The sequence below is a fragment of the Cutibacterium nasicola genome (genome assembly GCF_051303185.1).
In the GTDB taxonomy this organism is placed as follows: Bacteria; Actinomycetota; Actinomycetes; order Propionibacteriales; family Propionibacteriaceae; genus Cutibacterium.
Genome location: NZ_JBPPGE010000001.1, coordinates 154,437 through 178,473, shown reverse-complemented (window position 1 = coordinate 178,473; position 24,037 = coordinate 154,437). Strand labels below are relative to the sequence as shown.

The window sequence follows — 24,037 nt, the reverse complement described above, 5'->3', positions numbered from 1 at the left end:
TGCGTTCGACCGCATAGTTTCAACCACAGTCAGAGGGCCGGCAGGGTGAATCCCGCCGGCCCTCTCGCGGTCACGTTTGTGGCTTCTTGCGACGTGTCGCTGTGATGCCAATCATCACGGCCCGCCACCCGATGAGGGCGAGAGCCAAGAAGCTCGCCGCCACGGTCACGAAGAAGACTGTCACTGCTTGGTTCGTGAAGTAGCGAACTGCCATTCCCACGATGAGGGTGGACGCCCACACAACCAGTCCAGCCACCCAGCGCTGTGCCGGGACACGGGCCGTCACGACGATGACCCAACCGACGGCAAGTCCCAGCACGAAGGGAGTGCCGGTTCGCAACAGGCCACCGGGGGAGAGGGCCCTTCCGTGGCTGGCCCGTCCAATCGTCGCGAACAGGATCACACAGATGATGTCAGCGACGAGTGCCCTTCGCACCAAGGGCGATGCCAGGTCGTCGCTCATCGCGGCCTCACGGAGAAGGCGAAGTCGGCCGTGGAGGTCGAGGTGATCATCGGCGGGTGCAGGTCACGCATACGGAACAGCTTGTGGCGATGGACGAGCGCCAAGGTGATGATCGTCGAGATGATGAGGATGCCACCCTGGACGGCGAATCCGAGCGCCATCGTCGACATCGGTCCACCGGAGATGACGACACGGAAGGTGTCGACGGAGTACTTCATCGGCATGACGACTGCCAGCTTTTGATAGACCGGCGGCAGCATCGTCACGGGGAAGGTTCCGCCACAGGTGGGCAGCTGAAGCACCAGGAGGATGAGGAAGATAGCTGTCTGTGGAGAGCCAAAGATGAGTCGAATCCAGAAGGCCAGCATCATCCATGACAGTGAGGTCAGTGTGACGAATCCTATGAAGTGCCAGGGATGGACCGGGTCGAGTCCCAAGGTGAACCAGACGCCGAAGGCCATGATGTACGCACCGACCAGGGCGATGACGGCCAGCGGACCGAAGCCGACGAGCGCGATCGACAGGGCGTTCGCCCGCCCCGTCATGGCACGACCGGAGAAAGTACGCACGACAAGGAAGGTGGAGATACAGGCGATCCACATCGCGATGGAGAAGAACATCGGTGCAAGGCCACGTCCGTAGTACTTTGCGGAGTGGAGGATGGTCTGCTCGACGTCGACCGGGGAGCTCATGACATTGGCCAGATTGGTGCGCTGGTCGTCCGTCATGCCGGGAATTTGCTTGGCACCGCTGTCGAGGCCCTGATGGAGCTGTGTCGCTCCCTTGGACAGGGCGTCAGCACCCGACTTGAGCTGTCCCAGACCGTTGCTCAACTGCATGACGCCGGATGCAATTTCGGGAGCCTTCGCGGTGAAGTCTCGACCGGCGTCGGTGGCATTGTTGACGGCCTTGTTGAGATCCTTGGCAGCCGAATCAGCGGTGTCCATGGCGCCGTTGATCGTCTCAAGGCCGTTGTTGACCTGCTGGGCGTCCTTGTTGAGACGATTCAGCGCAGCCTTGGCATTGTCGGCCAAGGTGTCAGCGTTCTGTTGATTGAGGCTCAAGTTGAGACCGGCAGAGATATTTGCGACGGCCGCGATGTTGGACGACACGGTCGTCGTCGAACTCGCGGCGCCATTGATTTGTTTGACCAAAGCGATGTAGTCAGGGTCATCGGCAATTTCAGGATGCTTGGCAACGAGAGAGGATGCCTTGTTGGCTGCTCCATTCACATCATGCTGAATCTTGACGACTGAATTCCCGTTGGGGTTCTGTAACGTCGCCGTCGCGGAGACAAGATTCCTGGCTTGCTTCTGCAGGGCAGGGAGATTCTTGGTCACATTGTTGATGAGCGGAATCATCGCGGAATTGACGGCCTGGGTATCGGCCATGACGCTTTGTGCGGACCCGGTAATGGCCTGGGCACCCACCCGAGTCTGGCCAACTGCCATCGACGTCTTGGCCGCTGCCGAGTCGGCGTTCGCCAGTGCGGAATTGACCTTGTTGATGGTGGCGGTGGAGTCGCCGATAGCCTTGGTTGCCCCCAAGACCCTGGTGTTCATCTCATTGACCCCCGCGTCGAGGGTCTTCATGCCAGTATCGAGTGTCGCTGACCCCTCAGACGCTTTGGTCAATGCGTCCTTGATGACGCCCAGGTTGATGAAGAGTGCATTGAAGTAGGTCTCGGACACACTCTGGTCCAAGGCCTGTTCGAGGGCTGTCTGAACCTGCGAGGTCAACAGACCGATGATGAATCCGTTGGCGTCGTCTCGGTGGAGTTTGAGTGTCGCGCGAGCTGGTTTGAAGTCACCGGCGGACACGATGCTCGTCGAGAAATTATCAGGTACCTCGATGACCATGAAGTACTCGGCGTCACGAAGCCCCTGATAAGCCTTGTCCTCATCGGTTCCGAGGAACTGCCAGTCGAATCGCGGGTTCTTCTTCAGGGTTTCCTGGAATTCCTTACCACCTTCGACGGTCCGTCCGTCAAACGTGGCCGGCTTGTCATGGCTGACAATGGCGATCTTCACCTTGTCGGTATTGGAGTAAAGATCCCAGTTGGCGTGAAGATAGATACCGCCGTACAGCAGCGGAATGATGAGAATGAAGATGAGTCCGAGCTTGGAGCGTCCTTTGAAACGCCGGAACTCGAACTGTACGAGTCTGATGAATCGAGTCAGCATGCGTTATCTCCGGGAGGAGTCATCGGGACGGTCACTTTCCCTCAGGGCGTTGTTTTCGGGTTCGTCATCGGATGGAGATCTGGACTCGATCTCCACCGTGGTCTCTGCGCCTTCCTCGTCGGCCTCGCGAGGAATGTGTGTTACCTCTGGGACTTCTGGGCCACCAGAATTATCGTCGTCGTCCTTGTTGCCATGAATGTCCGTGACCGCATGGGTGCGGTGGTGGGCCGGCAACTCGACGTCGAGAGATCCGGGCGGAGCCATGTCGTCATCGACCGTTGCGGCGATGATGGTCGAATCGTCGAGCTCGGTGAGCTTCGAGAACATCTCGAACAACACTCGCTGCTGGTTGTGGGGAACCATGACGTCGGCATCGTCGATGACGACAACCTTCGTCTCCCTCAGCATGGCGAGAGCTACGGACGCCACGGCACGCTCAATGGCATCGAGTTGCTCGAACTCGCAGGAGCGGTCGATGCGGAAACCAACGATTTCCTCGATCTGACGCACCCTGCCCTCGGCTGTCTTGAGGTTGACGGCATCGAGATGGCACCGTTCGGCGAGCGACTCGTTGAGGGTAAGGCGGTCCTCCGGGACGACGTAATCGGCAATGCGGGCGACGGACGTGCGCTGAATCGCGCGGTAGGGTTCGGCCATCGCGTCAATACCGTCAATGATGAGAGTCCCGCGCGTCCTGCGGAATCGTCCGGACAACGCCAACAACAGGGCGGACTTTCCGGCGCCAGCCGGGCCGTGAATAACGGCGAGCTGACGCGGCGCCAGGTCCATGTCGAGAGGCCCGAAGATCATCCCCTGCCGCCCCTGGGCGTTCAAGTCGTGGGCGTGGAGCACCACTCCCGAGGCGTCCTCAAGGGCCTGGGTGTCGACCGGAGGACGTTTCGAGAAACGCATCACTGAAGGAACCCCCTGATTGAACGTTCGATGACATCGGTTATGACCTGCTGGTCAATGACCGCACTGGCCACGGAGAATTCCAAGGCGAGTACGTTGACCAGGCTGAGGACCACCACCGCGAGGCTGCGTGGGTTGGCAGCTTCTGTGGAGTCGACGTGATCGAGTACACCGTACTGGGTCGTCACATCGACCAGTTGAGCGATCCGCTGTTTTTGCAGTTTTGCGTAGGCCTCGGCGATCTCCTCGTCGTGGCGGGCCAGAGCGCGGAATTCTGCGAGGATCACCTGCCACGGAGCATCCTCCAGGAGGATTTCCGTGAGTTTCTGGCTGATCTGCCTCATGACCTCGTCAGGGCTGCCACCGTTCGACAAGATGGGGGAGAGGGCATCGACGACGTCCCGCTCGCCACTGGCAAGTCTTTCGGTGCACACCTGCCCGAAGAGGTCGGGCTTGGATCCGAAGTTGGAGTACACGGCTCCCTTGGTGAATCCGGCATCCGATGCGATACGACGCAGACTTGCGCCGGCATAGCCGTCCCGTTCGAATTCTTTGGTAGCAGCGGCGAGGATACGGTTTCTGACCTCATCGCGATGAGGTCTTTCCACTGCGGTGGGCATCACAGGTTGGCGTCCTTTGGAAGAGCAAGGGGATCGTAAGCAGTACCACTGGTATCGAATACCAATGGTATCCGCATCGAGGCCCGTACCCAAATCGGTCGGCTAGGCTGGAAATCCCGAGTGCATCCGTGACGAGGAGGGTCATGCCACTGTCGCTGTCCGATCTTGATGAGGCCTACCTCACCTCGAGTACAACCACCGATTCGTTTGCCCTGTTCTTGAGGCGTGTGGCCCCTGAGCTGCTGCCCCCGACGACGGTGGACACCAGTGTTCCTGAGCTGTTGAGGCACGGCAGAACGGTGCTGGCCATTCGTTGCAGTGGGGGCGTGATAGCCGCCGCTGACCTTGGATCGACGATGACGCGGCACCCGAACCAGCGAGACATTGACCGAATTCTCGGTACCGATGATCGCTGCGTGATCGGAGCCGCCGGGGCGGCGGGTCTCGCAGGGGAGATGATTCGCCTCTTCCAGGCCGAGGTCGATCACCTCGAGAAGATCCAAGGACAACGCATCAGCATGGACGGTCGAGCCGCGAGGCTGTCCAGCTTGGTTCGCTCGAACGGCACGATGATGGCTCAGGGTATGGCGGTGACGCCGTTGTTGGCCGGGTGGGATGACCTCGCTCATCGAGGACGCATCTTCTCCTACGACGGAACGGGTGGACGCACTGAGGAGCGCGCCCACGCCTGCGTCGGGGCGGGGACCCTCTTCGCAACCGGTGTCATCAATGACGGCTACCGCCCCGGTATGGATCGCGACGACGCCGTCATGCTTGCGATTCGCGCCTTGCACGCCGCCGTCAGCGACGACACCACCTCGGCGCCGTCAGGACCTGATTTGTCCCGTGGCCTGTACCCGACCGTGTGCCATGCCGATCCCACCGGTGTCACGCGGATTCCCACCGAGGAGATCGCGATGTTGGCGAAGCGAGTCGTTGATGGGATCACTGCCGAGACGGAGCATGAGGAGGCTCGGTCATGACGATTCCTGCCTACGTTCCTCCACGTCAGTGGGTGGCTGACCGGGCCAGCTTCGTGTCTGATTCGATCCGCGATAAAGGTGACGGCGTCGTCGTCGCTCGATGTGCCGAAGGCATTGCATTGGTCGCGCGTCACAGTGGTGCACATCTGCCCAGGGGTATGAGGTCAATCTCCGAGACGCACGATCGGCTCGCCTTCGCCGCGGTCGGGATCTTCCATGAGGCCGAGGACCTGAGGGTGGCGGGCATTCGGTTCGCCGATCTTCGCGCCTATGCCTATGACCGGCTCGACGTGACGGGACGCAGCTTGGCGAGCATGTATTCCCGCATCATAGGCAAGGTTTTCGCTCACCCTGAGGTCAAGCCCTACCAGGTTCAGGTGACCGTGGCAGAACTCGGCCTCGTCCCTTCCGAGGATCGCTTCTACACCATTGACTTTGACGGCACCGTGCGTGCCAGCACCGGTCCTGTTCTCATGGGGGTGGCTTCTCAGCACTCTCTCGATCTGCCGGACCATGCGGCGGTGTCTGACGTCGTTCGGGCTTCGGTGAGCATTCTTGGTGCCGGACCAGAGAGCCTTGAAATAGGATTTCTCGATCGCCACGCCTCAACTCGACGTCATTTCCGTCGTCTCGACGCTGTCACCGTGCTGGAGGCTGATGGTGACGAGTCCTGACAGCGTTGCACCGGCCTTGAGGGGGCCCGTTCTCATCGTCGGTACCGGGCTCATCGGTGCGTCGATCGGGAGAGCCCTCGTCACCGCAGGGATTGACGTCCACCTGTGGGATATCGATCGCGCCAACGCCCTGGTGGCAGCCGGACGCGGCGCAGGACAGCTGGACGGTCTCGACGACGATGCCTATCGGGTTGTCGTGGTGGCGACCCCGCCCGCCGCCGTCGCGTCAACCATCGTCGAGCGCCTCAACCGTCATCCCCACGCCGTCGTCACGGACACGGCGTCGGTCAAGGGGGCGGTACTCGCCGACCTCCTTGACCTGGCAGCTGGCCGCGATGTCGACCTCACCCGTTATGTCGGTTCACACCCGATGGCAGGCACTCAGTACACCGGCCCACTGACGGCCTCTGACGACCTCTTCGTCGATCGCACCTGGGTGGTCACTCCTCGCAGTGACAACCGTCATGACGACGTCGAACGGGTCATTGCACTGGCTGGGGCATGTGGTGCTCGCGTAGTGAGCATGGACGCTGACGAGCATGACCGAGCCGTCGCCGAGGTGTCTCACCTTCCTCATCTCATGAGCATCCTCACGGCGGCCAATCTGCGGCATGCTCGCCCCGAACATCTCAGACTGGCAGGATCAGGGATCCGTGACGTCACGCGAGTGGCTCGTTCCCAGACCGCCATGTGGCGCCAGATCCTCAATTCCAATCGCACTGAGGTTCGGCGTCAGCTGGAAGCCATTCGTGACGATGTTGACGACCTGTTGTCTCGTCTGGACGACCCGCACTGTCTTGAGGAATTCCTGAGCGTCGGGCAGTCGGGGGCACGCAAGGTCGCAGGTAAGCATGGTCACCAGATGATGGAGACGACCGCTGTCGTTGTCGAGATTCCCGATGCCCCTGGTGCCCTCGCAAGGCTGTTCGCCGACGTCGAGGCTGCCGGGGTCAACGTCGAGGATTTGTCGGTGGAGCATGATCCGGCTCGAGAGATAGGTTTCCTGTCCATCGATGTTGCCCCGGAAGGTGCGGAGCAGTTGACGGTCTTGATGCGCGATCATGGATGGTCGGTGCGTTCCTGACCCTTGTCGGTGGATACCGATAGTCTCACCTCGTCGGAGCGCCATCGAAAGGCAGGCAGAACGTGTCCCTCTCACCTCTTGTCATCGCCATTGACGGGCCCAGCGGGTCCGGCAAGTCATCGACCTCTCGCGGGGTTGCCCATCAACTCGACGTGGCCCATCTGGACACCGGTTCGATGTATCGCGCGGTGGCCTGTCGTGTTGCCCACCTCGGGATCGATCCGAAGGCCAATCCTCGTGACGCCATCGAGGTGGCTCGTACTTGTCACTTGAACCTCGACACCTCTGCCAACCATGACCTCGTCCTCATCGACGGCGAAGATGTCACCGAGGAGATCCGACGGCCCGAAACCAGTGCCCAGGTGTCCGCGGTTGCCACGATTCAGCCTGTTCGTGACGCCCTCACCGCTCGCATGCGCCAGATCGCGGACGAGTGCGGGCGTATCGTCATGGAAGGACGCGACATCACCACGGTGGTGTACCCCGACGCTCAGGTAAGAGTGCTTCTCGTCGCCGATCCCGCCGTCCGTATTGCGCGCCGTCAGGCTGAGCTGGGCGAGAACGTCGACATGGAACAGGTCATCGACTCGATCGTGCGTCGCGACCGTGACGACTCGACGGTGTCGACCTTCGAGAAGCCCGCCGAGGGAGTTACCTTGCTCGACTCCACCCACCTCAATCTGGACCAGGTCATCAACGCCGTCATCGATCTGGTTCCCCCGTCGCTGCGTTGAGCAGCATCTCCACGGGCGCCAGAGCGTGTACCGTGGTCCAGTCCCCTAGCAGGAGGGTGTCCTCATGTCCGACTCGCCCGAGTTCCTCGACGGCACCGAGGAGACTTTTCCAAAGCCTGTTGTCGCCGTCGTCGGACGGCCCAACGTGGGTAAGTCCACCCTCGTCAACCGTATCCTTGGTCGCCGAGCGGCTGTTGTGCAGGATGTTCCCGGCGTGACCCGTGACCGGGTGTCCTATGACGCCGAGTGGTCCGGTCGGCAGTTCGTGCTCGTCGATACTGGCGGTTGGGCCTCCGATGCCTCGGGCATGGCCGCGATGATCACCGAGCAGGCAGAGTTGGCCATCTCGACGGCTGACGCCGTGTTGTTCGTCGTCGACGCCAATGTCGGTACGACTGACGAGGACGAGGCGGTCGTCCAGGTGTTGAGGCAGTCACGCAAGCCCGTCGTCGTGGCAGCTAACAAGGTTGATGACGTGCGTGGCGAGGCCGAGGCCGCAACGATGTGGGATCTCGGCCTGGGGGAGCCCCATCCGGTGTCAGCCATGCACGGTCGTGGATCGGGTGATCTTCTCGACGCCCTCATAGACGTGCTTCCTGACAGTCCCGCCAACTACGAGACGACGGGCGGCCCGCGCCGTGTCGCTATCGTCGGCAAGCCGAACGTCGGCAAGTCGTCCCTACTGAACCGTCTGGCCCGTCACAACCGTGCGGTGGTCTCTGACGTCTCCGGTACGACGGTGGACCCGGTCGACGAGCTCGTGACCGTTGGCAGCACTGTGTACCAGTTCATCGACACCGCTGGTCTGCGTAAGCGGGTCAAGGAAGCTTCGGGGCACGAGTACTACGCCTCCTTGCGCACCCAGGCTGCCATCGAGCGTGCCGAGGTGTGCGTCGTCGTCATCGATGCCTCGGAGCCGATCAGTGACCAGGATCTGCGCATCCTCACCATGGTCGAGGACACCGGACGCGCCATGGTGATCGCCTACAACAAGTGGGATCTGACCGACGATGAGCGTCGTCGTCACCTGGAGCGTGAGATCGAACGGGATGTGCAGGCCTACACCTGGGCTCCCCGAGTCAACATCTCTGCTCTCAAGGGTCGTAACGTCGACAAGCTCGAGAAGGCCATCGAGACGGCCGCAGCAGGTTGGGAGACGAGGATCTCGACCGGCAAGCTCAACGCGTTCCTCGGACGTCTGGCGGCGGCTCATCCGCATCCGGTGCGTGGTGGCAAGCAGCCAAGGATCCTCTTCGGTACCCAGGCCCACAACTGCCCGCCGACCTTCGCCCTGTTCACCTCCGGGATGTTCGACCAGGGGTACGTGCGGTTCATCATCAGGCGACTTCGCGAGGACTTCGGCTTCACCGGATCGCCAGTTCACGTCCAGATTCGACCGCGCGGCAGGCGCGGGAAGAAGTGACCGATTTGGTCGCCGGAGTGGAAGTAAGCTAATGTGCTTCCTCGGATTGCCAAGCGATCCGATCGGGCTGTAGCGCAGCTTGGTAGCGCACTTGACTGGGGGTCAAGGGGTCGCAGGTTCGAATCCTGTCAGCCCGACGACATGCCTGGTGAGAACGTGGTTCTCGCCAGGCATTCATCATTTCCGGGGAAGGACTGTCCGCATATCCACCCGCAACGACGCGGTTTTGTGGTCCTCGGCGAATGGGACTCGTATTATCCCCATCCGAGTGTCGCACCTCGTCACAACGAAACCGCATAAGTCACATCTTGACCGCCCGTTGGGCCACATCGCAGGAGTTCGAAGGCTGCCAGCGAGGAGTACATGCACACTCCCAGGACAGCCACGGCGCCTGTGTGTCCGGCCCGTGCCGCGATCGCTATCCTGATCGCGTGGATATGCCGAAGCCGACCCCATTTCCTGCCCCCGCCGACGACCTCCGACTGGTCATCTCCGACATGGATGGCACTCTTCTCGACGGAGAGGGGAACATCCCGCCCCAGCTGTGGCCTCTGCTGGAAATCATGAATGATCGTGGCGTAGCCTTCGTACCGGCCTCCGGACGTCAATGCACCACTTTGTCCACGATGTTTCATTCCCACCTTGACGGGATGCCACTCATTTCGGAAAACGGTACCTATGTCGTTCGCGATGGCGTCGACGTCTCCTCCTCGATCATCGCCCCCAACCTCGCTCGCAAGGTCATCAAGGGAGTTCGAAAGCTCGTGGAAGATGGTCATGACGTCGGGCTGGTCCTCGCGACCAAGTCCATCGCTTACCTCGAGCGTGGTGACGACGCCTTCGTCTCCCACGTCGCAACCTACTACCACAGAAACACCGTCGTCGATGACCTCACGGAGCGCATTGACGACGTCATCAAGCTGTCCATCTACGACTTCGGTGAGGCCTCCGAGGTCACCCACCCGACGATGCAGGACATCGCCCCTGACCACCAAGTCATCCTTGCCACCCCGAACTGGGTCGACATCATGAACCCAGGAGTGAACAAGGGCAGCGCGGTTGAGGCTGTGCAGGCCGACCTGGGGGTCTCCCCTGACCAGACGGCGATCTTCGGGGACTTCCTCAACGACCTCGAGATGATGCCGCTGGCGACGTGGTCCTTTGCCATGGCCAACGCCCATCCCGACATCATTGCGGCCTCGAACTACGTTGCCCCGTCCAACAAGGACAACGGCGTCATCACGGTCCTTGCTCAGCTGCTCGGCGTCGATGTTCCGGAGGTCTGATCAGACCAGCCCAAACTCCCGGGCCCGTTGCCACAGATGGTCGCGGGCGGCGGGGTGGGCGGTGTTCTCGATGAGTTGACGGGCCTGTTCGTTCTGGGAATTGCCGAACAGCTCAGCCGTGCCCTGCTCCGTGACGATCACCGAGGGCTGGATCGCCGAAACTGGTGAGTCCAGCGCGTCGACGATCGTCGAGCAGTTGGCTTTCGGGTGCCAACTGAGCATGGTAATGAGAGCCTGACCGCTGGGGGAGTGCATGGCTCCCACCAGGAAGTCAGTGGAGCCTCCCACCCCGGAATGGATCTTGGTTCCCACTCGAGTTGCATTGACCTGACCGAACAGGTCCACCTGCAAACCCGTGTTGACACTGGTGACTTTGGGCTGGCCGGCGATGGTACCGGGGTCATTCGTCGTCTCACAGCGCAGCAACGACACTCGCGGGTTATCCTCAAGCCATTCGTACAAGGCGGGTGTTCCCATGGCGAAGGTGCCGGTGATGACGCGATCATCCAGTGTGTGAGCCTCCTCCAGGACACGGATGGAGTCGGTGAGGAGTTCAGTCCACACGCCCACGTGGATGTCCTCGGGCAGTTGAGCGACGACCGCATCAGGAACCGCACCGATGCCCACCTGGAGAGTGGCACCGTCAGGGATCCGAGATGCTACTCGGTCACCGATCTGGCAAGCCAGTGGACCCGGCGACGGCATGGCGACCGCAGGCAGGGGTACGTCGACGACCACGCCTATGTCAATGTCGTCGACGTTGACGATCCCATCGCCGAGGACATAGGGCATGTTCGGATTGATTTGGGCAATGATGAGGGCCCCCCGACGCTTGGCCGCCTCCAGGGCAGCCGGTAACACCTGGACCTCAATGCCCATGCTCACTGAGCCGTTGCGCGGAGTACTGGTGTGTAGGACGAGGATGTCGGGCGCCAATCGTTCCTCGTAGAGACTCGGTGCCAGACTCAGACGACAAGGAATGTACTCGAGGCTCTCGGCACGACGGCCACCCGGGCCAATGAAGATCGTCTCGTGAACGACGTCCTTGCGTGTCGGAACGCCAAGTGGCGCATTGACGCACACCAACCGCCACCTCTCGACGCATCGGTCGATGACGTCCAGAAGTGGCAGGGGAGTGGCCCCCGAACCACCACAGATCACCCGGGGCTGGCCCCTGACACCATGCATGACGCCTTCGAGTCCGCCTTGATCCATCATGCGCATGACAAAGAGCGTAGTGGCTGAAGGCCTTCACATCGTGGGCACGACGACGAGAACTGGCAGAATGGTCACGATGTCACCTCGTCTACCAGCGCCCAGAACTAGCCCCGACGGTCCCGGAATCGGGATCGTCGAGACCCAATACGCGACGGTCGCCACACCGGATGACCCTCTCCATCTGGTCGCAGGTGGCCGTCTCGATCATGTCACCGTCGCCTATGAAACCTACGGCGCTCTCAATGAAGCTCGTGACAACGCGGTGTACATCTGTCACGCTCTCACCGGCGATGCCCATGCGGCGGGTTTCCACCCGGGAGCGGATCGCCCTGGATGGTGGGACAACATCATCGGCCCAGGGCGCGCCATCGACACCGACCGTTTCTTCGTCATTGCCTCCAACCTGCTGGGAGGCTGTTCCGGTACCACCGGACCTGCCTCGACCAACCCGGACACCGGGAAACGCTGGGGACTCGATTTTCCTCAGATTGACATGCACGATTTCGTCGAAGTGCACCTACGACTCGCCAAGCACCTGGGTGTGGAGCACTTTCACGCCGTCGTCGGCGGCTCCATGGGCGGCATGCAGGCCCTCGACTGGTCGTTGACGCGTCCGACCACCCTGGACAATGCCATCATCATCGCCTCATCGAGTGGATTGACGGCCCAGAACATCGCCTTCTCGGCAGTGGGGCGCGAAGCCATCCTGCGCGATCCGGCCTTTGCCGACGGTACTTATGACGACGTCCGTCCCGACACCGGATTGTCGATTGCGCGGATGCTCGCTCACATCACCTATCTGTCCGAGGACGCCTTCGCCGAGAAGTTCGGACGGTCCCGTCAATCAGAATCGGTGAAACGCGGATTCGGCATCAATTTCGCCGTCGAGTCCTACCTGGATCACCAGGGCGAGGCCTTCCTCACCCGATTCGACCCACTCAGCTACATCTATCTGACGCGGGTCATGGACTACTTCGACCCCTTCGGTCGAGCTGGGGCCACCGACGCACTTGTGGCAGATCCGGTCAACTTCCTCGTCATCTGCTTCGACACCGACTGGCGGTTCTCCCCGGCCCACTCACGCCGGATCGTCCGTCATCTCGAGGGGGCAGGACTACCAGTGAGTTGTGCGACTATCGCCTCGTCATGGGGTCATGACTCCTTCCTCATGAAGCTCGACCCCTACCACGACCTCGTCAGGGCCTTCCTCAACGCCGATCGGCTGCCGATGAGGGCATCACGGCGTGCCCCGCACGTTGACGGCCATCTATGCACGAGAGAGACGACGCTGTGACAATTCGTCCCGATCAACGCATCATCACGTCGCTGGTGCCGTCCCATTCCCGTGTCCTTGACCTTGGATGTGGCGACGGATCTCTGCTTCGGCATCTCATCACCACCCGGGATTGCCTGGGAACGGGGGTTGAACTCGATCAATCCTCCCTGGTGGCGGCCATGTCGACGGGCGTGCCGGTGCTGGGGATGGATCTCAACGAGGACTTGGGGGAGTTCCACGACGACTCCTACGACGTCGTCATCCTGTCCCAGACCCTGCAGGCCGTCGTCTCACCCGACGTCGTGCTCGCAGAAATGGCGCGGATCGGTACCCTGCTCATCCTGCTCGTTCCGAACTTCGTGTACTGGCGCAACCGACTCAAGATCATCGGAGGCAGAATGCCTACCTCCCATGACCTACCGTACTCCTGGCATGACACCCCCAACCAGTCGTATTCCGGTGTGGCAGACCTTGAGGACTGGTTCGCCGAATTCAATCTGGAGACCGTGGAAAGGGTGTGCCTCGACGGCCGAGGTCGTCCATCCCGGGTAGCATCTGCAGGACCGAATCTGCTCGCCGGGTCCACCATTCACGTGCTGAGATCCCACTGGGCCGAACCGGGTACGGGGAGGAGCCATTCATGACCAAGCACCACGACGACGAGGACGAGGAGCGGCCGCCGATTCTGGAGGCCACCGATCGTCAGATCCTGAGTCTGCTCGAGGAAGACGGTCGGATGTCGTGGACCGAGCTCGGGCACCAAACGGGTTTGTCAACCTCCGCTGCCCAGCAGCGCGTCAAGAGGCTCGAAGCCAAGGGAATCATCCGCGGTTACCACGCCACTCTCAATTTGGAAGCCATCGGCGCTGGGATCACAGCATTCATCTTCCTCAACCCTATTGATCCTGAGGAGGACGAGAAGATCCCTGACATCCTGAGGACCTTCTCAGAGGTGCGCGGCTGTCACTCCATCGCAGGCTCGGCCTCCTACCTAGCCCGGGTCCAGGCCCCCAACACCAGTCACCTCGACCAGCTGCTCACCCGCATCCGCAAGGAGTGTCACTGCGGCACGGAGACGGTGGTCGTCCTCGACACCATGTTCGACGATCTCGGCATGCTGGGAATCCGGTGACGCGGCTCTCCCGTCTCCCGCGCACCTCGTGGCTGCGCGGCTTGGCCGCACTCGTCGCCGGAGTCGCAACGGGTGCCGGATTCCATCCGCAGAACTGGTGGATCCTCGTCATCCCAGGACTCGCCGTACTCATCCTGCTCGTCCGTCCCACGACCGGGCGGGCCGCCGCCGGTCTGGGGTACCTCTTCGGTCTCGGCCTGTGTACCACCACCCTCGCCTGGGTTGGCGTCATGGGTCCGCCAGTGGCGGTGCTCCTCGTCGCAGTCATGGCGATGTGGTGTCTGCTGGCTGGATGGGCCATCCGTTGCGTCAGCGGGCTTCCCGGTGCACCTTTGTGGCAGGCCATGGTCTGGACGGCCACCGAGGTGGGAGCGGCTGCGGTCCCGCTCGGCGGTTTCGGGTGGGTTCGGCTGGCATGGACTGTCGTCGACACTCCATGGGTCGGAGCCCTGAGATGGGCTGGCACGGCGGGAACAAGCCTTCTCGTCGCCTTGGCAGCAGCTCTCCTGGCGCGTGTTGTCGTCACACGTGGAAGGTCACGCCTTTGCCACGCCATCGCACTCGTCACGGAGCTTCTCGTCGTGGCCGTCCTGGCTTCGGTATCAGGAGTGATCGCCACGCGCGCCACCAACGATGAGAAGATTCGGGTACTCGTGGTCCAAGGAGGAGTGGACGGCACCGCTGGCCCCTACGCGATGGGCTACGCCCGATCCGTCACGGACAATCATCTCTCCCAGACGATCATGGCCGTCGCCGAGCACCGCGTCTCGGGCAGGGGCGCGCCCGACATGATTCTGTGGCCCGAGAACTCCACTGACATCGATCCGATTCTCGACGACGAAAGTCACCAGATCGTCATGGGGGCGCTGGCCATCTCGAAGCTGCCAATCCTCGTGGGGGCCGTGACTGACGGTCCCGGTGACGACGAACGCCAGACGACATCAATGTGGTGGCCGGTGTCGTCACCTGAGCCGACATCCACCTATCACAAACGCAACCTGGTGCCATTTGGTGAGTGGATCCCCGCAAGGTCATTCTTCCTGCCGCTCATTCCCATATTGAAGAACATCGGACGACAGTCCGTTCCGGGGACGGCCCCCGGTGTCCTCGACGCGACCATTGCTGGCAGGAAGATATCGGTTGGTGTGGCGATCTGTTTCGAAGTGGCCCACGACGACACCGTCGCGGACACGGTTCGCCATGGGGCACGGATACTGGCCGTCCAGTCGAACAATTCGTCCTTCATCGACACAGGCCAGACTCGTCAGCAGTGGCAGATCACCAGGGCGCGAGCGGTTGAAACCGGCCGTCACATCATCGTCTCGACGACGAACTCCTTTTCCGGGTTGGTCAATCCAGATGGCTCGGTCGCGCTACGTACTGACGAGGGAGGGCACACCAATGTCACGGTGACGCTGCCGCTGGAGTCAGGGCTGACGCCGGCCGTAAGAATTGCAAGGTGGCTACGGGTCGTCGTCGTTCTCACTGCGACTGGGGCAACAGTGATGTCGGTGCCTCGGCACCGCCGCGATATGCTCACACAAGCACACCACAACAGATCGGAGAAAGATGTCCGCCACCGACACTGAGGTCCGGCTCGACAAGGCCCTCGTCATCATTCCGACCTACAACGAGGCGGAGAATGTCGAGATGATTGTCACGCGTACCCGCCGCGCCAATCCGAAGGTCAACGTTCTCGTCGCCGATGACAACTCTCCGGACGGCACCGGCGAGATCGCTGACCGTCTGGCGTCTGCGGACGATCACGTTCACGTCCTGCATCGCAAGGGCAAGGAAGGCCTCGGCGCCGCGTACCTTGCCGGCTTCCACTGGGGTCTGGACCACGGCTACGACGTCCTCGTCGAGATGGACGCCGATGGCTCCCACCAGCCCGAGCAGCTGCCGTTGCTCCTCGAGGCCCTCAAGCATGCCGACATGGTCAAGGGATCCCGCTACGTCAAGGGTGGGTCCGTCGTGAACTGGCCGAAGTACCGTGAGCTCATCTCACGCGGTGGCGGCCTCTGGACTCGCATGTGCCTGGGAATCGATGTCAAGGATCCCACCGGTGGATTCAACGCATTCCGCGCAGACACCCTTCGAACCATCGGCTTGGACGAGGTCGCCTCGGCGGGTTATTGTTTTCAGCTCGACCTGACGTGGCGCACCCTCAAGAAGGACATGACCGTTGCCGAGGTGCCGATTGAGTTCATCGAGCGCGAGTATGGCAACTCCAAGATGAGCAAGGACATCGTCGTTGAGGCTCTGCTTCGCACCACCGTGTGGGGGGTTCATCATCGCTCTCATCAGCTCAAGGATCTCGGACACGTCGCCCTCGAACGGGCTGAGCAGGTTGCCGGCGACATCAAGGAACGCCGCTCGAAGCACTGAGGGCAACCACAGAGCATGACAGTGCCCCGCGGAGGATGTCCGCGGGGCACATCCGTCTGTTTCTGGAGTCCAAGCCACGTCGGTCTGGTGGCCTGGAGCCGGAGTGGTCGGGGAATCAGTCCTCCTTCCGGATCTCCTCCAGCCTTTCGGCAAGCAGTTCCTCGAGTTCGGGGATCGAGCGGCGCTCAGTGAGCATGTCCCAGTGGGTGCGCTGTGGCTTCTGCTTCTTCCACTGAGGGTCGGTGCCGTCGCTTCGCAGCGCCTCAGCGCCACAGCGCGGGCACTCCCACAAGCTCGGCAGATCCGCCTCGGTGGAGAAAGTGAGGTCGAAGTGGTGGCCGTTGTGACAGTCGAAGCCAATCTCTTGGCGTTCGGCCATCTCAACGCCTTCCTCGTCCTCGAAGCTCTTGGATCCCAAACCCATGCCTCGCAGTGCACGGTCGGCCATGATGCTCCCTCCTGGTCGTAGGGGTCCGGCCCTGGTTGGGCCGTCGTCCACAGGTCCAGCATCCCACAAGCCACAAATCCCGGGAACAGAACCGGATTCCGGGACGGGTGTTCACGTCGCGGAGCAACCTGTGACCAAGTAGGCATTCAGCTCGTCGTCACTCACCTCGGAACGAGGGTCGGAGCATCCTTGGGCTGGTGAATACGCGCGAAGTCACACATGAGGTCGGGACGATCCGTGACGATCCCGTCGACTCCCATGTCCATGAGTTCTAGAGCCTCGGACACCTCGTTGACCGTCCAGACGTGAACCGCGCGACCAAGGCGATGGGCAGCGGCAATGAAGGTTGGTGTCACTAGGGGAACACCGTAACGGGTCACACGGTGGGGAACTTGGTACGCCTCACCTCGGGACTCGGCCATCTGGAGACTGTTCGGTCCGATGACGGCCCAACCGACCCCGAGCGGTCCCACTGCGGTGGCCGTGCGTTCGCGCACCAACCGGCGGAATGTTCTTATTCGTTTGCTGCTGAACGATCCGACGCAGACCCGATTCCAGGCACGGTGGCGGGACAGTACGTCGATGAGGGGCATGGTGGCGGCGTCGTGCTTGATGTCGATGTTGATGAAGGACTCCGCAAACGTGTCGAGGATCTCATCAAGCGTCGGGATGGGCTCGCCGCCGACGCTGGCTTGTTTGACCTCGTGCCACGGCATCTTCGCAATGACACCGCTGGACTCCGTCACTCGGTCGAGAACAGGGTCATGAAAGGCCACGAGCACACCGTCTCTGGTGGCGTGGACGTCAGTCTCGAGGTGGGTGCATCCCAGATCCACCGCATGTCCAAAGGCCGCCAGGGTGTTCTCGATCCCTGTGTTGACTGCCATTCCGGCTCCGCCCCTATGAGCAAGAACGGTGAAGGGACGTTGGCAATACGGGTATTCAGTGGCTCTCACGGCTATCCATTCTGCCGCTGAGCTGGTTCGGATCCATGATCGCCTTGGCCACTACAGTGTCCATGTGTGAGCCCCACCGTCTTGTCATTGCAGTCCCAGGTCGTTCAGGGCACCGTCGGAAACAGCATCGCGGTTCCGGTGATGCGCGCCATGGGGATCCGAGCATGGGGGATGCCGACTGCCCTGCTGTCCAACCACAACGGTCGCTCGAGCGTCGCCGGCGCCCCGATCGAGGCGCAGCACATCAACGGCATGGTTGACGCCCTCGATTCCAACGGCGAACTCAAGCATGTTGACGCAGTGCTGTCGGGTTATCTCACGGCTCTCACCGGTCCCGCCGTCCTGCGGACCGTGAAGAAATGTCGGGAACGCCACTCCAATGCCATGTGGGTGTGCGACCCCGTCATGGGGGACATGGATGGCGACCAGGTGAGGGTCTACGTTCCCGACGACACCGTGGCTTTCATGAAAGAAGCGATCCAGTGTGCCGACGTCCTCGTACCCAATGTGGCCGAGCTCGGCATCTTGACCGACACGATGCCGCGCACCATTGACCAGATCGTGCAGGCAGCTCGTGGCCTGACCGGACCACAGCTCGTCGTCGTCACCTCAGTACCGCACCAGGATGAGGACGGTGCTGGGCTGGGCATGGTTGCGGTGGCGCGGGAGTGGGCCGCGATGACCCATGGCCCACTCATCCATCGTCACTTCAACGGTGCAGGAGATCTCACGACGGCAGTCCTGACCGCGCAACTCGCCGCAGGGGAGTCCTGGCAGTCCGCTCTCGGCAAAGCGTCCGGCGTCGTCCATGCCGTCCTCGAGCGCACCTGGAACCATCCCGGTGACGAGCTGAACTGGTGGCCGGAGGACGCTTTCGCTCAGCCGTGGAAGACCGAGATCTTGGCTCCCAGCGCCCCAAGTCGCGTGGGCAGGTCCTCGTAACCGCGGTTGATCATGTAGACGTCGCGCAGGGTCGTCTCGCCGGAGGCCGCCAGGGCAGCCAACAGCAGGCAGACGGCCGGGCGCAGGGCCGGCGGGCAGATGAGCTCTCGGCCACGCCAGCGCGTCGGTCCGCGCACGATGAGTCGGTGCGGATCGAGGAGCTGGACGTCGGCACCGAGCTTGCCAAGGTCGAGCAGATGGATGGCTCGGTTCTCGTAGCACCAGTCGTGGATGAGAGTCTGGCCCTTGGCCTCGGCGGCGATGACGGCGAAGAACGGCAAGTTGTCGATGTTGAGGCCCGGGAACGGCATCGGGTGGATCTTGTCCGCGACCGCGCGCAACTCGCTCGGGCGGACAGTGACGTCGACCAGACGGGTGAATCCGTTGTGGGAGACGTACTCGGGGGAGAGATCGAAGTCCAGACCCATCTCCGAGAGAATCGCCAACTCGATCTCGAGGAATTCGATGGGGCAGCGGGTGATCGTCAACTCGGACTTGGTGACGACAGCTGCCGTGATGAGGCTCATGGCCTCGATCGGGTCTTCGGACGGGGCATACTCGACGTCGACGTCAATGTTCTCGACGCCACGGATGCGCAGGGTCGTCGTCCCGATGCCCTCGATCTCGACGCCGAGCTGACAAAGGAAGACGCACAGGTCCTGAACCATGTAATTGGGGCTGGCGTTGCGCAGCACCGTCACGCCCGGAGTCTGGGCTGCAGCGAGCAGGGCATTCTCGGTGACGGTGTCGCCGCGTTCGGTCAGGACGATGTGACGCTCCCTCACCGTGCGATCCGTGACGCGGCACTGGTAGAAGCCCTCGGTCGCGACGACGTCCAGACCAAAGGCGCGTAGGACCTGCAAGTGAGGCTCGACGGTGCGGGCGCCCAAATTGCAGCCACCGGCATAGGGAAGCTTGAAGGAGTCGTAGAACCGCATGAGCGGGCCGAGGAACATGATGACGCTTCGAGTGCGACGGGCAGCCTCGATGTCCATGTCGTCAAGGTTGAGTTCAGCGGGACGAACGAGGGTAAGGTCGCGCTCGTCCTCGGACCACTCGTAGGTGACACCGATGGAGGTCAGCACCTCGAGGATGCGATTGACCTCCTCAATGTGAGCGATCCCGCGCAACACAGTGCGACCACGGTTGATGAGGCACCCACACAGCAGGGCGACGGCAGCGTTCTTGGAGGAACGTACCTCGATGGAGCCCTCAAGTTTGTGGCCACCTTCGATGCGGTAGTTCATCGTGCCGCTACCAGGCTGAGTGATGATGGGGGACTCAAGGGCCTCCGCTATGCGGTTGATGTACTCCAGGGACAGGTTCTGTGTGCCTGACTCAACCCGGTGGATGGCGCTCTGGGAGGTCTTGAGAAGCTCCGCTAGTTGGTTCTGCGTCATGCCACGCTGCTTGCGTGCGTCGCGGATGAGGCGACCAACGGCAGCGGGGGTGATGTTATCCACAGCAGATCCTTTCAACGAGAAGAAGTCTTCCGACAACGATATATCAGATCTGAGTTCAGATGTGGGGAAGAAGGGCGCTGTGCGATCCGTCCGAAATCTCTTCAGTGAGATCTTCGTCACACACTGACCTTCCCACTAGAGTGTTACCCATGAGCTCACATTTCGACGTTGTTGTCCTCGGAGCTGGCCCCGGTGGCTACGTTGCCGCCATTCGTGCCGCTCAGCTCGGCAAGAAGACTGCCATCATCGAGAAGGAATACTGGGGTGGTGTCTGCCTCAACGTTGGTTGCATCCCCACGAAGTCTCTTCTGCGCAACGCAGAACTTGCGCACATCGTCACCAAGGAGGCCAAGACCTTCGGCATCGGTGGCGACATCACCGTCGACTACGGCAAGGCCTTCAGCCGGTCTCGTGAGGTCTCCGCTCGCATGGTCAAGGGCATCCACTTCCTCATGAGGAAAAACAAGGTCACAGAGTTCAACGGATGGGGAGAATTCACCGGCCCCAAGGCCATCTCCGTCAAGGACTCTGAGGGCAATGTCACCGATGAGATCACCTTCGACAATGCGATCATCGCTGCAGGATCGGTCGTCAAGACCCTGCCGGGCACCCAACTGTCCGATCGCGTCGTCACCTACAAGGAGCAGATCCTCTCCGGCAACGTCCCGGGATCGATCGTCATCGCCGGGTCCGGCGCTATCGGCACCGAGTTCGCCTATGTGCTGGCCAACTACGGCTGTGACGTCACCGTCGTGGAGTTCCTCGACCGCATGGTTCCCAATGAGGACAAGGACGTCTCGGCCGAGCTGACCAGGGCCTACAAGAAGCTCGGCATCAAGCTCCTGACATCGACCAAGGTCGACTCCATCGACGACTCCGGCGACAAGGTCAAGGTCACTGTCTCGCCCTCGAAGGGTGGCGACTCCAAGGTCATCGAGGCCGATCGCGTCTTGCAGGCCGTCGGATTTGCCCCGCGTGTCGAAGGCTACGGTCTGGAGAAGACCGGGGTCACGCTCACCGAGCGTGGCGCCATCGGGATTGACGACTTCATGCGCACCAACGTCGACGGCATCTACGCCATTGGTGACTGCACCGCCAAGCTCATGCTGGCCCACACCGCCGAGACCCAGGGCGTCGTCGCCGCTGAGACCATCGCCGGGGCTGAAACCATGCCGATCAACTACGACATGATCCCGCGCGCCACCTACTGTCAGCCGCAGATCGGTTCCTTCGGATATTCCGAGGACCAGGCCCGCGAGAAGGGCTACGAGGTCAAGGTCTCCAAGTTCCCGTTCGCCGCCAACGGCAAGGCCTGGGGACTGGGAGATGGCAGCGGATTCGTCAAGATCGTTGCTGACGCCCGTCACGGGGAGCTCCTGGGGGCCTCGCTGGTAGGACACGACGTCTCCGAGCTGCTGCCTGAGCTGACCTTGGCTCAGCTGTGGGACATCACCGCCGAGGAGATCGGACGCAACATCCACGCGCATCCGTCGCTGTCCGAGGCTCTCAAGGAGGCCGTTGAGGGCATTACCGGTGAGATGATCAACATCTGACAGGCTCGCCCCACCAGATCAGATGGATTCCTGTCGGATCACCGACCGCCCAGTGTGAGCTGGGGCTGGATCCGAGAATTCCCGGGGATGACGCACCCGCCATGCCCGCACAATGAGGAGCATGAACGGGGCACCGAGGTTGGTCTCGATGAGGGAATCGACGACAAGCGGACGCCAGGACAACGGCCTGATGCCCGAGATCATCAGCACCGCCTCCCACGTGAATTGAATACCGATACCGATCGTCAATGCCGAGCGAATCGAATAGCGCTCGTCCTGGTGGCGCAGGTTGTGCAGCGCAAGCCATCCGTATCCCACGAGAGCGAAGGCAGCCATCGCGCCGTGGTAACTGCCGACATGACGCGCGATCTCCACGCTGTGGAAGGTGTCGCCAAGTCCTTGGCTGACCAGAGCGCTGGTGAGCCACCCTGCGGGGAAGAGGATCGACCACTCCCAGCGGTTGTCCGGTTCGTCGAACCAGAGCCACATCCATGCCATGTTCGTGATGCCGTAGCTGAAGGACAGCCAGAACTCCAGTGACAGGACACCCATCCCGACCACGCTCCGGGTTCCAAGCAACATGTGGAAGAAGCCGTAGTCGACGACGAAGTAGAGCAGGCCACCAAGCAGGCCAACGACGAGCGCAGCACGACGCCGCGTCCACGCCAGTATGCAGAGGAAGGCCAGCAACAGTATGACGTCGATCCAGATGTAGAGAACGTTGAAGGATCGCGCGACCACATAGTCACTCACCACGTCGTCACAGGCCCTTGACTGTCACAATGCACCCCAACAATGTATCCCGTTCGTCATCGACGGAGGTATTTCGGCACGATACTGGCGTGGCCCCTCAGCCGTACCGGCGTGACGATCATGGACAGGGGAATACGTGGCGGCACGTTGTGGTTGTGCCAAAGTAGGAAGTTGACGATTGCGCAAGCGATCGAACGCTGACAGTGAGCCTGACAACGAAGGATGGAGTTCATCGTGAAGATTGTGGACAACGGACCCGAACCCAACGTCTTCGACATCGAGACAGCCACCGAGGAGAACACCAACTACCGAACGACGGCGTGGACCGGCAAGTACCTGCAGGTGACGCTCATGTCGATCCCGGTGGGGGAGTCCATTGGTTGGGAGGTGCACCCCGAGACCGATCAGTTCCTGCGTCTGGACGGCGGCACGGGCAAGTGCATCCTGGGCCCCAACGAGAACCAGGATGAGGCCACCGTCGTGCAGGACGTCAGCGACGGCTGGGCCGTGCAGGTGCCGGCCGGCACGTGGCACGACATCGTCAACACCGGCGACGAGCCGATGCAGGTCTACGCGGTGTACGCGCCGAGTCACCACGCCAAGGGAATCATCCATGAGACCGCTGCCGACGCCGAGGCGGACGAGGAGTCCGGCAAGGACACCCCGCCGGAGTGGACCGTCCAGCCCAGGTGATGACGGTGGGTCAACAGTGATGGATGGGGGCTCGACACTCTGCGTTGAGCCCCCAGAACAAAGGACTCCAAGCCAGTTTCCCCCCTGGTGACGGGGTGCGTGCGATCGTGGAGATGTCCAGGACAGTGGTCCTGGCTGCATCGTGTCGGTCGAAGCAGACCAAGATAGCCGTGATGCAATTCTCACAGGGCAGTCGCACATGACCATCCCCGTATGTCCGATAAGGATCATTATGTCACTACGCCAGTGGGTAACGCTCCCCAGCCAGTTCCCGCGAGAAACATGACTGATCATCGCGATTACCACGTTGGACGTTGCCGATTCCTTTTGACCTCTCCACGCCGTTTCTTCGCGTCAAGACGGCGTCGTTGTGATCCTTTGGTTCTCTTGGTGGGACGACGTCGGCGGGGTTGGATGCACGCTTCCTCAAGCACAGTGGCCAACCGGGCCCGAGCCAACCGGCGATTCGCGAGCTGAGCCCGCTCATTCTGAACGGTTACCGTCAACACACCATTGACAAGGCGCTTCGACAGTGATGTGAGCACAATCGACCGCAAGTGTTCCGGCACGGCGTCAGAGTGACCCACGTCAAACAGGAGCTCCACCCGAGAGTCGCTGGTGTTGACGCCCTGTCCACCTGGCCCAGAACTGTGGGAAAACCTCTCATGCAACTGTGACTCGGGAATGACGAAACCAGGAATGACTTCCAGCTCCTTGACCATGTCACTCCCCTCGCTTTCATGTGCCCAGTCTGATATTCCCAGAATAGCTGTTGCCGAATGTGTCCACAGCGTGACGCAAAGCCTGTATTCCCCGATGACATCAAGGAGCGGCTGAGCTCCCCCTCTCCACC

General features: G+C 61.6%; 24 protein-coding genes and 1 tRNA gene. 15 read left to right on the top strand and 10 right to left on the bottom strand.

Annotation, left to right across the window (positions count from 1 at the left end; translation table 11 throughout):
• Positions 1–70: 70 nt before the first annotated feature.
• Genes ACSJJT_RS00840 through ACSJJT_RS00825 form a run of 4 tightly spaced genes read right to left on the bottom strand, consistent with a single transcriptional unit; the run spans position 71 to position 4,178 of the window.
• On the bottom strand, positions 71–463 hold the full coding sequence (locus ACSJJT_RS00840) for a DUF3054 domain-containing protein (RefSeq protein WP_435916508.1): 393 nt from the start codon (positions 461–463) through the stop codon (positions 71–73).
• Entirely contained in the window at positions 460–2,646 is a 2,187-nt protein-coding gene (locus ACSJJT_RS00835) for a YhgE/Pip family protein (RefSeq protein WP_435916507.1), read from the bottom strand. The genes ACSJJT_RS00840 and ACSJJT_RS00835 overlap by 4 nt, the downstream gene beginning before the upstream one ends.
• 3 nt (positions 2,647–2,649) lie before the next feature.
• Positions 2,650–3,558 carry an ATP-binding cassette domain-containing protein gene (locus ACSJJT_RS00830; RefSeq protein WP_435916506.1) on the bottom strand — a complete coding sequence of 303 codons (909 nt, stop codon included), beginning with the start codon at positions 3,556–3,558 and terminating at the stop codon, positions 2,650–2,652.
• Positions 3,558–4,178: a TetR/AcrR family transcriptional regulator gene (locus ACSJJT_RS00825; RefSeq protein WP_435916505.1), complete on the bottom strand. Its 621-nt coding sequence runs from the start codon at positions 4,176–4,178 to the stop codon at positions 3,558–3,560. The genes ACSJJT_RS00830 and ACSJJT_RS00825 overlap by 1 nt, the downstream gene beginning before the upstream one ends.
• Before the next feature lie 143 nt (positions 4,179–4,321).
• Between ACSJJT_RS00825 and prcB the strand changes: the two genes are divergently transcribed.
• The 7 genes from prcB (at position 4,322) to ACSJJT_RS00790 (ending at position 10,362) form a co-directional block, all read left to right on the top strand.
• Positions 4,322–5,161 carry a proteasome subunit beta gene (gene prcB / locus ACSJJT_RS00820; RefSeq protein WP_435916504.1) on the top strand — a complete coding sequence of 280 codons (840 nt, stop codon included), beginning with the start codon at positions 4,322–4,324 and terminating at the stop codon, positions 5,159–5,161.
• Complete coding sequence (gene prcA, locus ACSJJT_RS00815) at positions 5,158–5,835, top strand: proteasome subunit alpha (RefSeq protein ID WP_435916503.1); 678 nt, start codon at positions 5,158–5,160, stop codon at positions 5,833–5,835. Before prcB ends, prcA begins: the two co-directional genes overlap by 4 nt.
• A complete protein-coding gene (locus ACSJJT_RS00810) occupies positions 5,816–6,919 on the top strand; it encodes a prephenate dehydrogenase (RefSeq protein WP_435916998.1) in 1,104 nt (367 codons plus the stop codon). The genes prcA and ACSJJT_RS00810 overlap by 20 nt, the downstream gene beginning before the upstream one ends.
• Before the next feature lie 62 nt (positions 6,920–6,981).
• A complete protein-coding gene (gene cmk, locus ACSJJT_RS00805; RefSeq protein ID WP_435916502.1) occupies positions 6,982–7,653 on the top strand; it encodes a (d)CMP kinase in 672 nt (223 codons plus the stop codon).
• A gap of 64 nt (positions 7,654–7,717) precedes the next feature.
• On the top strand, positions 7,718–9,076 hold the full coding sequence (gene der / locus ACSJJT_RS00800) for a ribosome biogenesis GTPase Der (protein ID WP_435916501.1): 1,359 nt from the start codon (positions 7,718–7,720) through the stop codon (positions 9,074–9,076).
• A gap of 63 nt (positions 9,077–9,139) precedes the next feature.
• Positions 9,140–9,213 (top strand) — tRNA-Pro (locus ACSJJT_RS00795).
• Positions 9,214–9,513: 300 nt separating this feature from the next.
• Entirely contained in the window at positions 9,514–10,362 is an 849-nt protein-coding gene (locus ACSJJT_RS00790) for an HAD family hydrolase (RefSeq protein ID WP_435916997.1), read from the top strand.
• Here the strand turns inward: ACSJJT_RS00790 and ACSJJT_RS00785 are convergent, their stop codons facing one another.
• Positions 10,363–11,580 (bottom strand): acetyl-CoA hydrolase/transferase family protein, encoded by a 1,218-nt coding sequence (locus tag ACSJJT_RS00785; protein ID WP_435916996.1) that lies wholly within the window; start codon positions 11,578–11,580, stop codon positions 10,363–10,365.
• A 67-nt stretch (positions 11,581–11,647) separates the two neighbouring features.
• Between ACSJJT_RS00785 and metX the strand changes: the two genes are divergently transcribed.
• The 5 genes from metX to ACSJJT_RS00760 are packed head-to-tail and all read left to right on the top strand — an operon-like array spanning position 11,648 to position 16,376.
• The gene (gene metX / locus ACSJJT_RS00780) at positions 11,648–12,874 is read left to right on the top strand and encodes a homoserine O-acetyltransferase MetX (RefSeq protein WP_435916995.1); all 1,227 of its coding nucleotides are present in this window, start codon (positions 11,648–11,650) and stop codon (positions 12,872–12,874) included.
• Positions 12,850–13,500 carry a methionine biosynthesis protein MetW gene (gene metW, locus ACSJJT_RS00775; protein ID WP_435916500.1) on the top strand — a complete coding sequence of 217 codons (651 nt, stop codon included), beginning with the start codon at positions 12,850–12,852 and terminating at the stop codon, positions 13,498–13,500. The genes metX and metW overlap by 25 nt, the downstream gene beginning before the upstream one ends.
• Positions 13,497–13,988, top strand: coding sequence for an Lrp/AsnC family transcriptional regulator (locus tag ACSJJT_RS00770; protein WP_435916499.1), 492 nt, complete (start codon positions 13,497–13,499; stop codon positions 13,986–13,988). Before metW ends, ACSJJT_RS00770 begins: the two co-directional genes overlap by 4 nt.
• Positions 13,985–15,577 carry an apolipoprotein N-acyltransferase gene (lnt, locus tag ACSJJT_RS00765; RefSeq protein ID WP_435916498.1) on the top strand — a complete coding sequence of 531 codons (1,593 nt, stop codon included), beginning with the start codon at positions 13,985–13,987 and terminating at the stop codon, positions 15,575–15,577. Before ACSJJT_RS00770 ends, lnt begins: the two co-directional genes overlap by 4 nt.
• Positions 15,558–16,376, top strand: coding sequence for a polyprenol monophosphomannose synthase (locus ACSJJT_RS00760; RefSeq protein ID WP_435916497.1), 819 nt, complete (start codon positions 15,558–15,560; stop codon positions 16,374–16,376). The genes lnt and ACSJJT_RS00760 overlap by 20 nt, the downstream gene beginning before the upstream one ends.
• A gap of 115 nt (positions 16,377–16,491) precedes the next feature.
• Here the strand turns inward: ACSJJT_RS00760 and ACSJJT_RS00755 are convergent, their stop codons facing one another.
• Together ACSJJT_RS00755 and ACSJJT_RS00750 are read right to left on the bottom strand one after the other, a co-directional pair.
• Entirely contained in the window at positions 16,492–16,824 is a 333-nt protein-coding gene (locus ACSJJT_RS00755; protein ID WP_435916496.1) for an RNA polymerase-binding protein RbpA, read from the bottom strand.
• A gap of 161 nt (positions 16,825–16,985) precedes the next feature.
• Complete coding sequence (locus ACSJJT_RS00750) at positions 16,986–17,780, bottom strand: glycerophosphodiester phosphodiesterase family protein (RefSeq protein ID WP_435916495.1); 795 nt, start codon at positions 17,778–17,780, stop codon at positions 16,986–16,988.
• Between the two features lie 66 nt (positions 17,781–17,846).
• Here ACSJJT_RS00750 and pdxY point away from each other — a divergent pair, with 66 nt between their 5' ends.
• Positions 17,847–18,722 carry a pyridoxal kinase gene (gene pdxY, locus ACSJJT_RS00745; RefSeq protein WP_435916494.1) on the top strand — a complete coding sequence of 292 codons (876 nt, stop codon included), beginning with the start codon at positions 17,847–17,849 and terminating at the stop codon, positions 18,720–18,722.
• On the opposite strand, the gene ACSJJT_RS00740 is transcribed toward pdxY, so the two are convergent.
• Positions 18,659–20,185, bottom strand: coding sequence for a helix-turn-helix domain-containing protein (locus ACSJJT_RS00740; RefSeq protein WP_435916493.1), 1,527 nt, complete (start codon positions 20,183–20,185; stop codon positions 18,659–18,661). The two genes, pdxY and ACSJJT_RS00740, sit on opposite strands and share 64 nt — an antisense overlap.
• A gap of 149 nt (positions 20,186–20,334) precedes the next feature.
• Between ACSJJT_RS00740 and lpdA the strand changes: the two genes are divergently transcribed.
• Positions 20,335–21,738, top strand: coding sequence for a dihydrolipoyl dehydrogenase (gene lpdA / locus ACSJJT_RS00735; RefSeq protein ID WP_435916492.1), 1,404 nt, complete (start codon positions 20,335–20,337; stop codon positions 21,736–21,738).
• A gap of 18 nt (positions 21,739–21,756) precedes the next feature.
• On the opposite strand, the gene ACSJJT_RS00730 is transcribed toward lpdA, so the two are convergent.
• On the bottom strand, positions 21,757–22,494 hold the full coding sequence (locus ACSJJT_RS00730) for a hypothetical protein (RefSeq protein ID WP_435916491.1): 738 nt from the start codon (positions 22,492–22,494) through the stop codon (positions 21,757–21,759).
• 231 nt (positions 22,495–22,725) lie between these two features.
• Here ACSJJT_RS00730 and ACSJJT_RS00725 point away from each other — a divergent pair, with 231 nt between their 5' ends.
• Positions 22,726–23,184 (top strand): cupin domain-containing protein, encoded by a 459-nt coding sequence (locus tag ACSJJT_RS00725; RefSeq protein WP_435916490.1) that lies wholly within the window; start codon positions 22,726–22,728, stop codon positions 23,182–23,184.
• A gap of 299 nt (positions 23,185–23,483) precedes the next feature.
• Here the strand turns inward: ACSJJT_RS00725 and arfB are convergent, their stop codons facing one another.
• Complete coding sequence (gene arfB, locus ACSJJT_RS00720; protein ID WP_435916489.1) at positions 23,484–23,906, bottom strand: alternative ribosome rescue aminoacyl-tRNA hydrolase ArfB; 423 nt, start codon at positions 23,904–23,906, stop codon at positions 23,484–23,486.
• Positions 23,907–24,037: the final 131 nt, after the last annotated feature.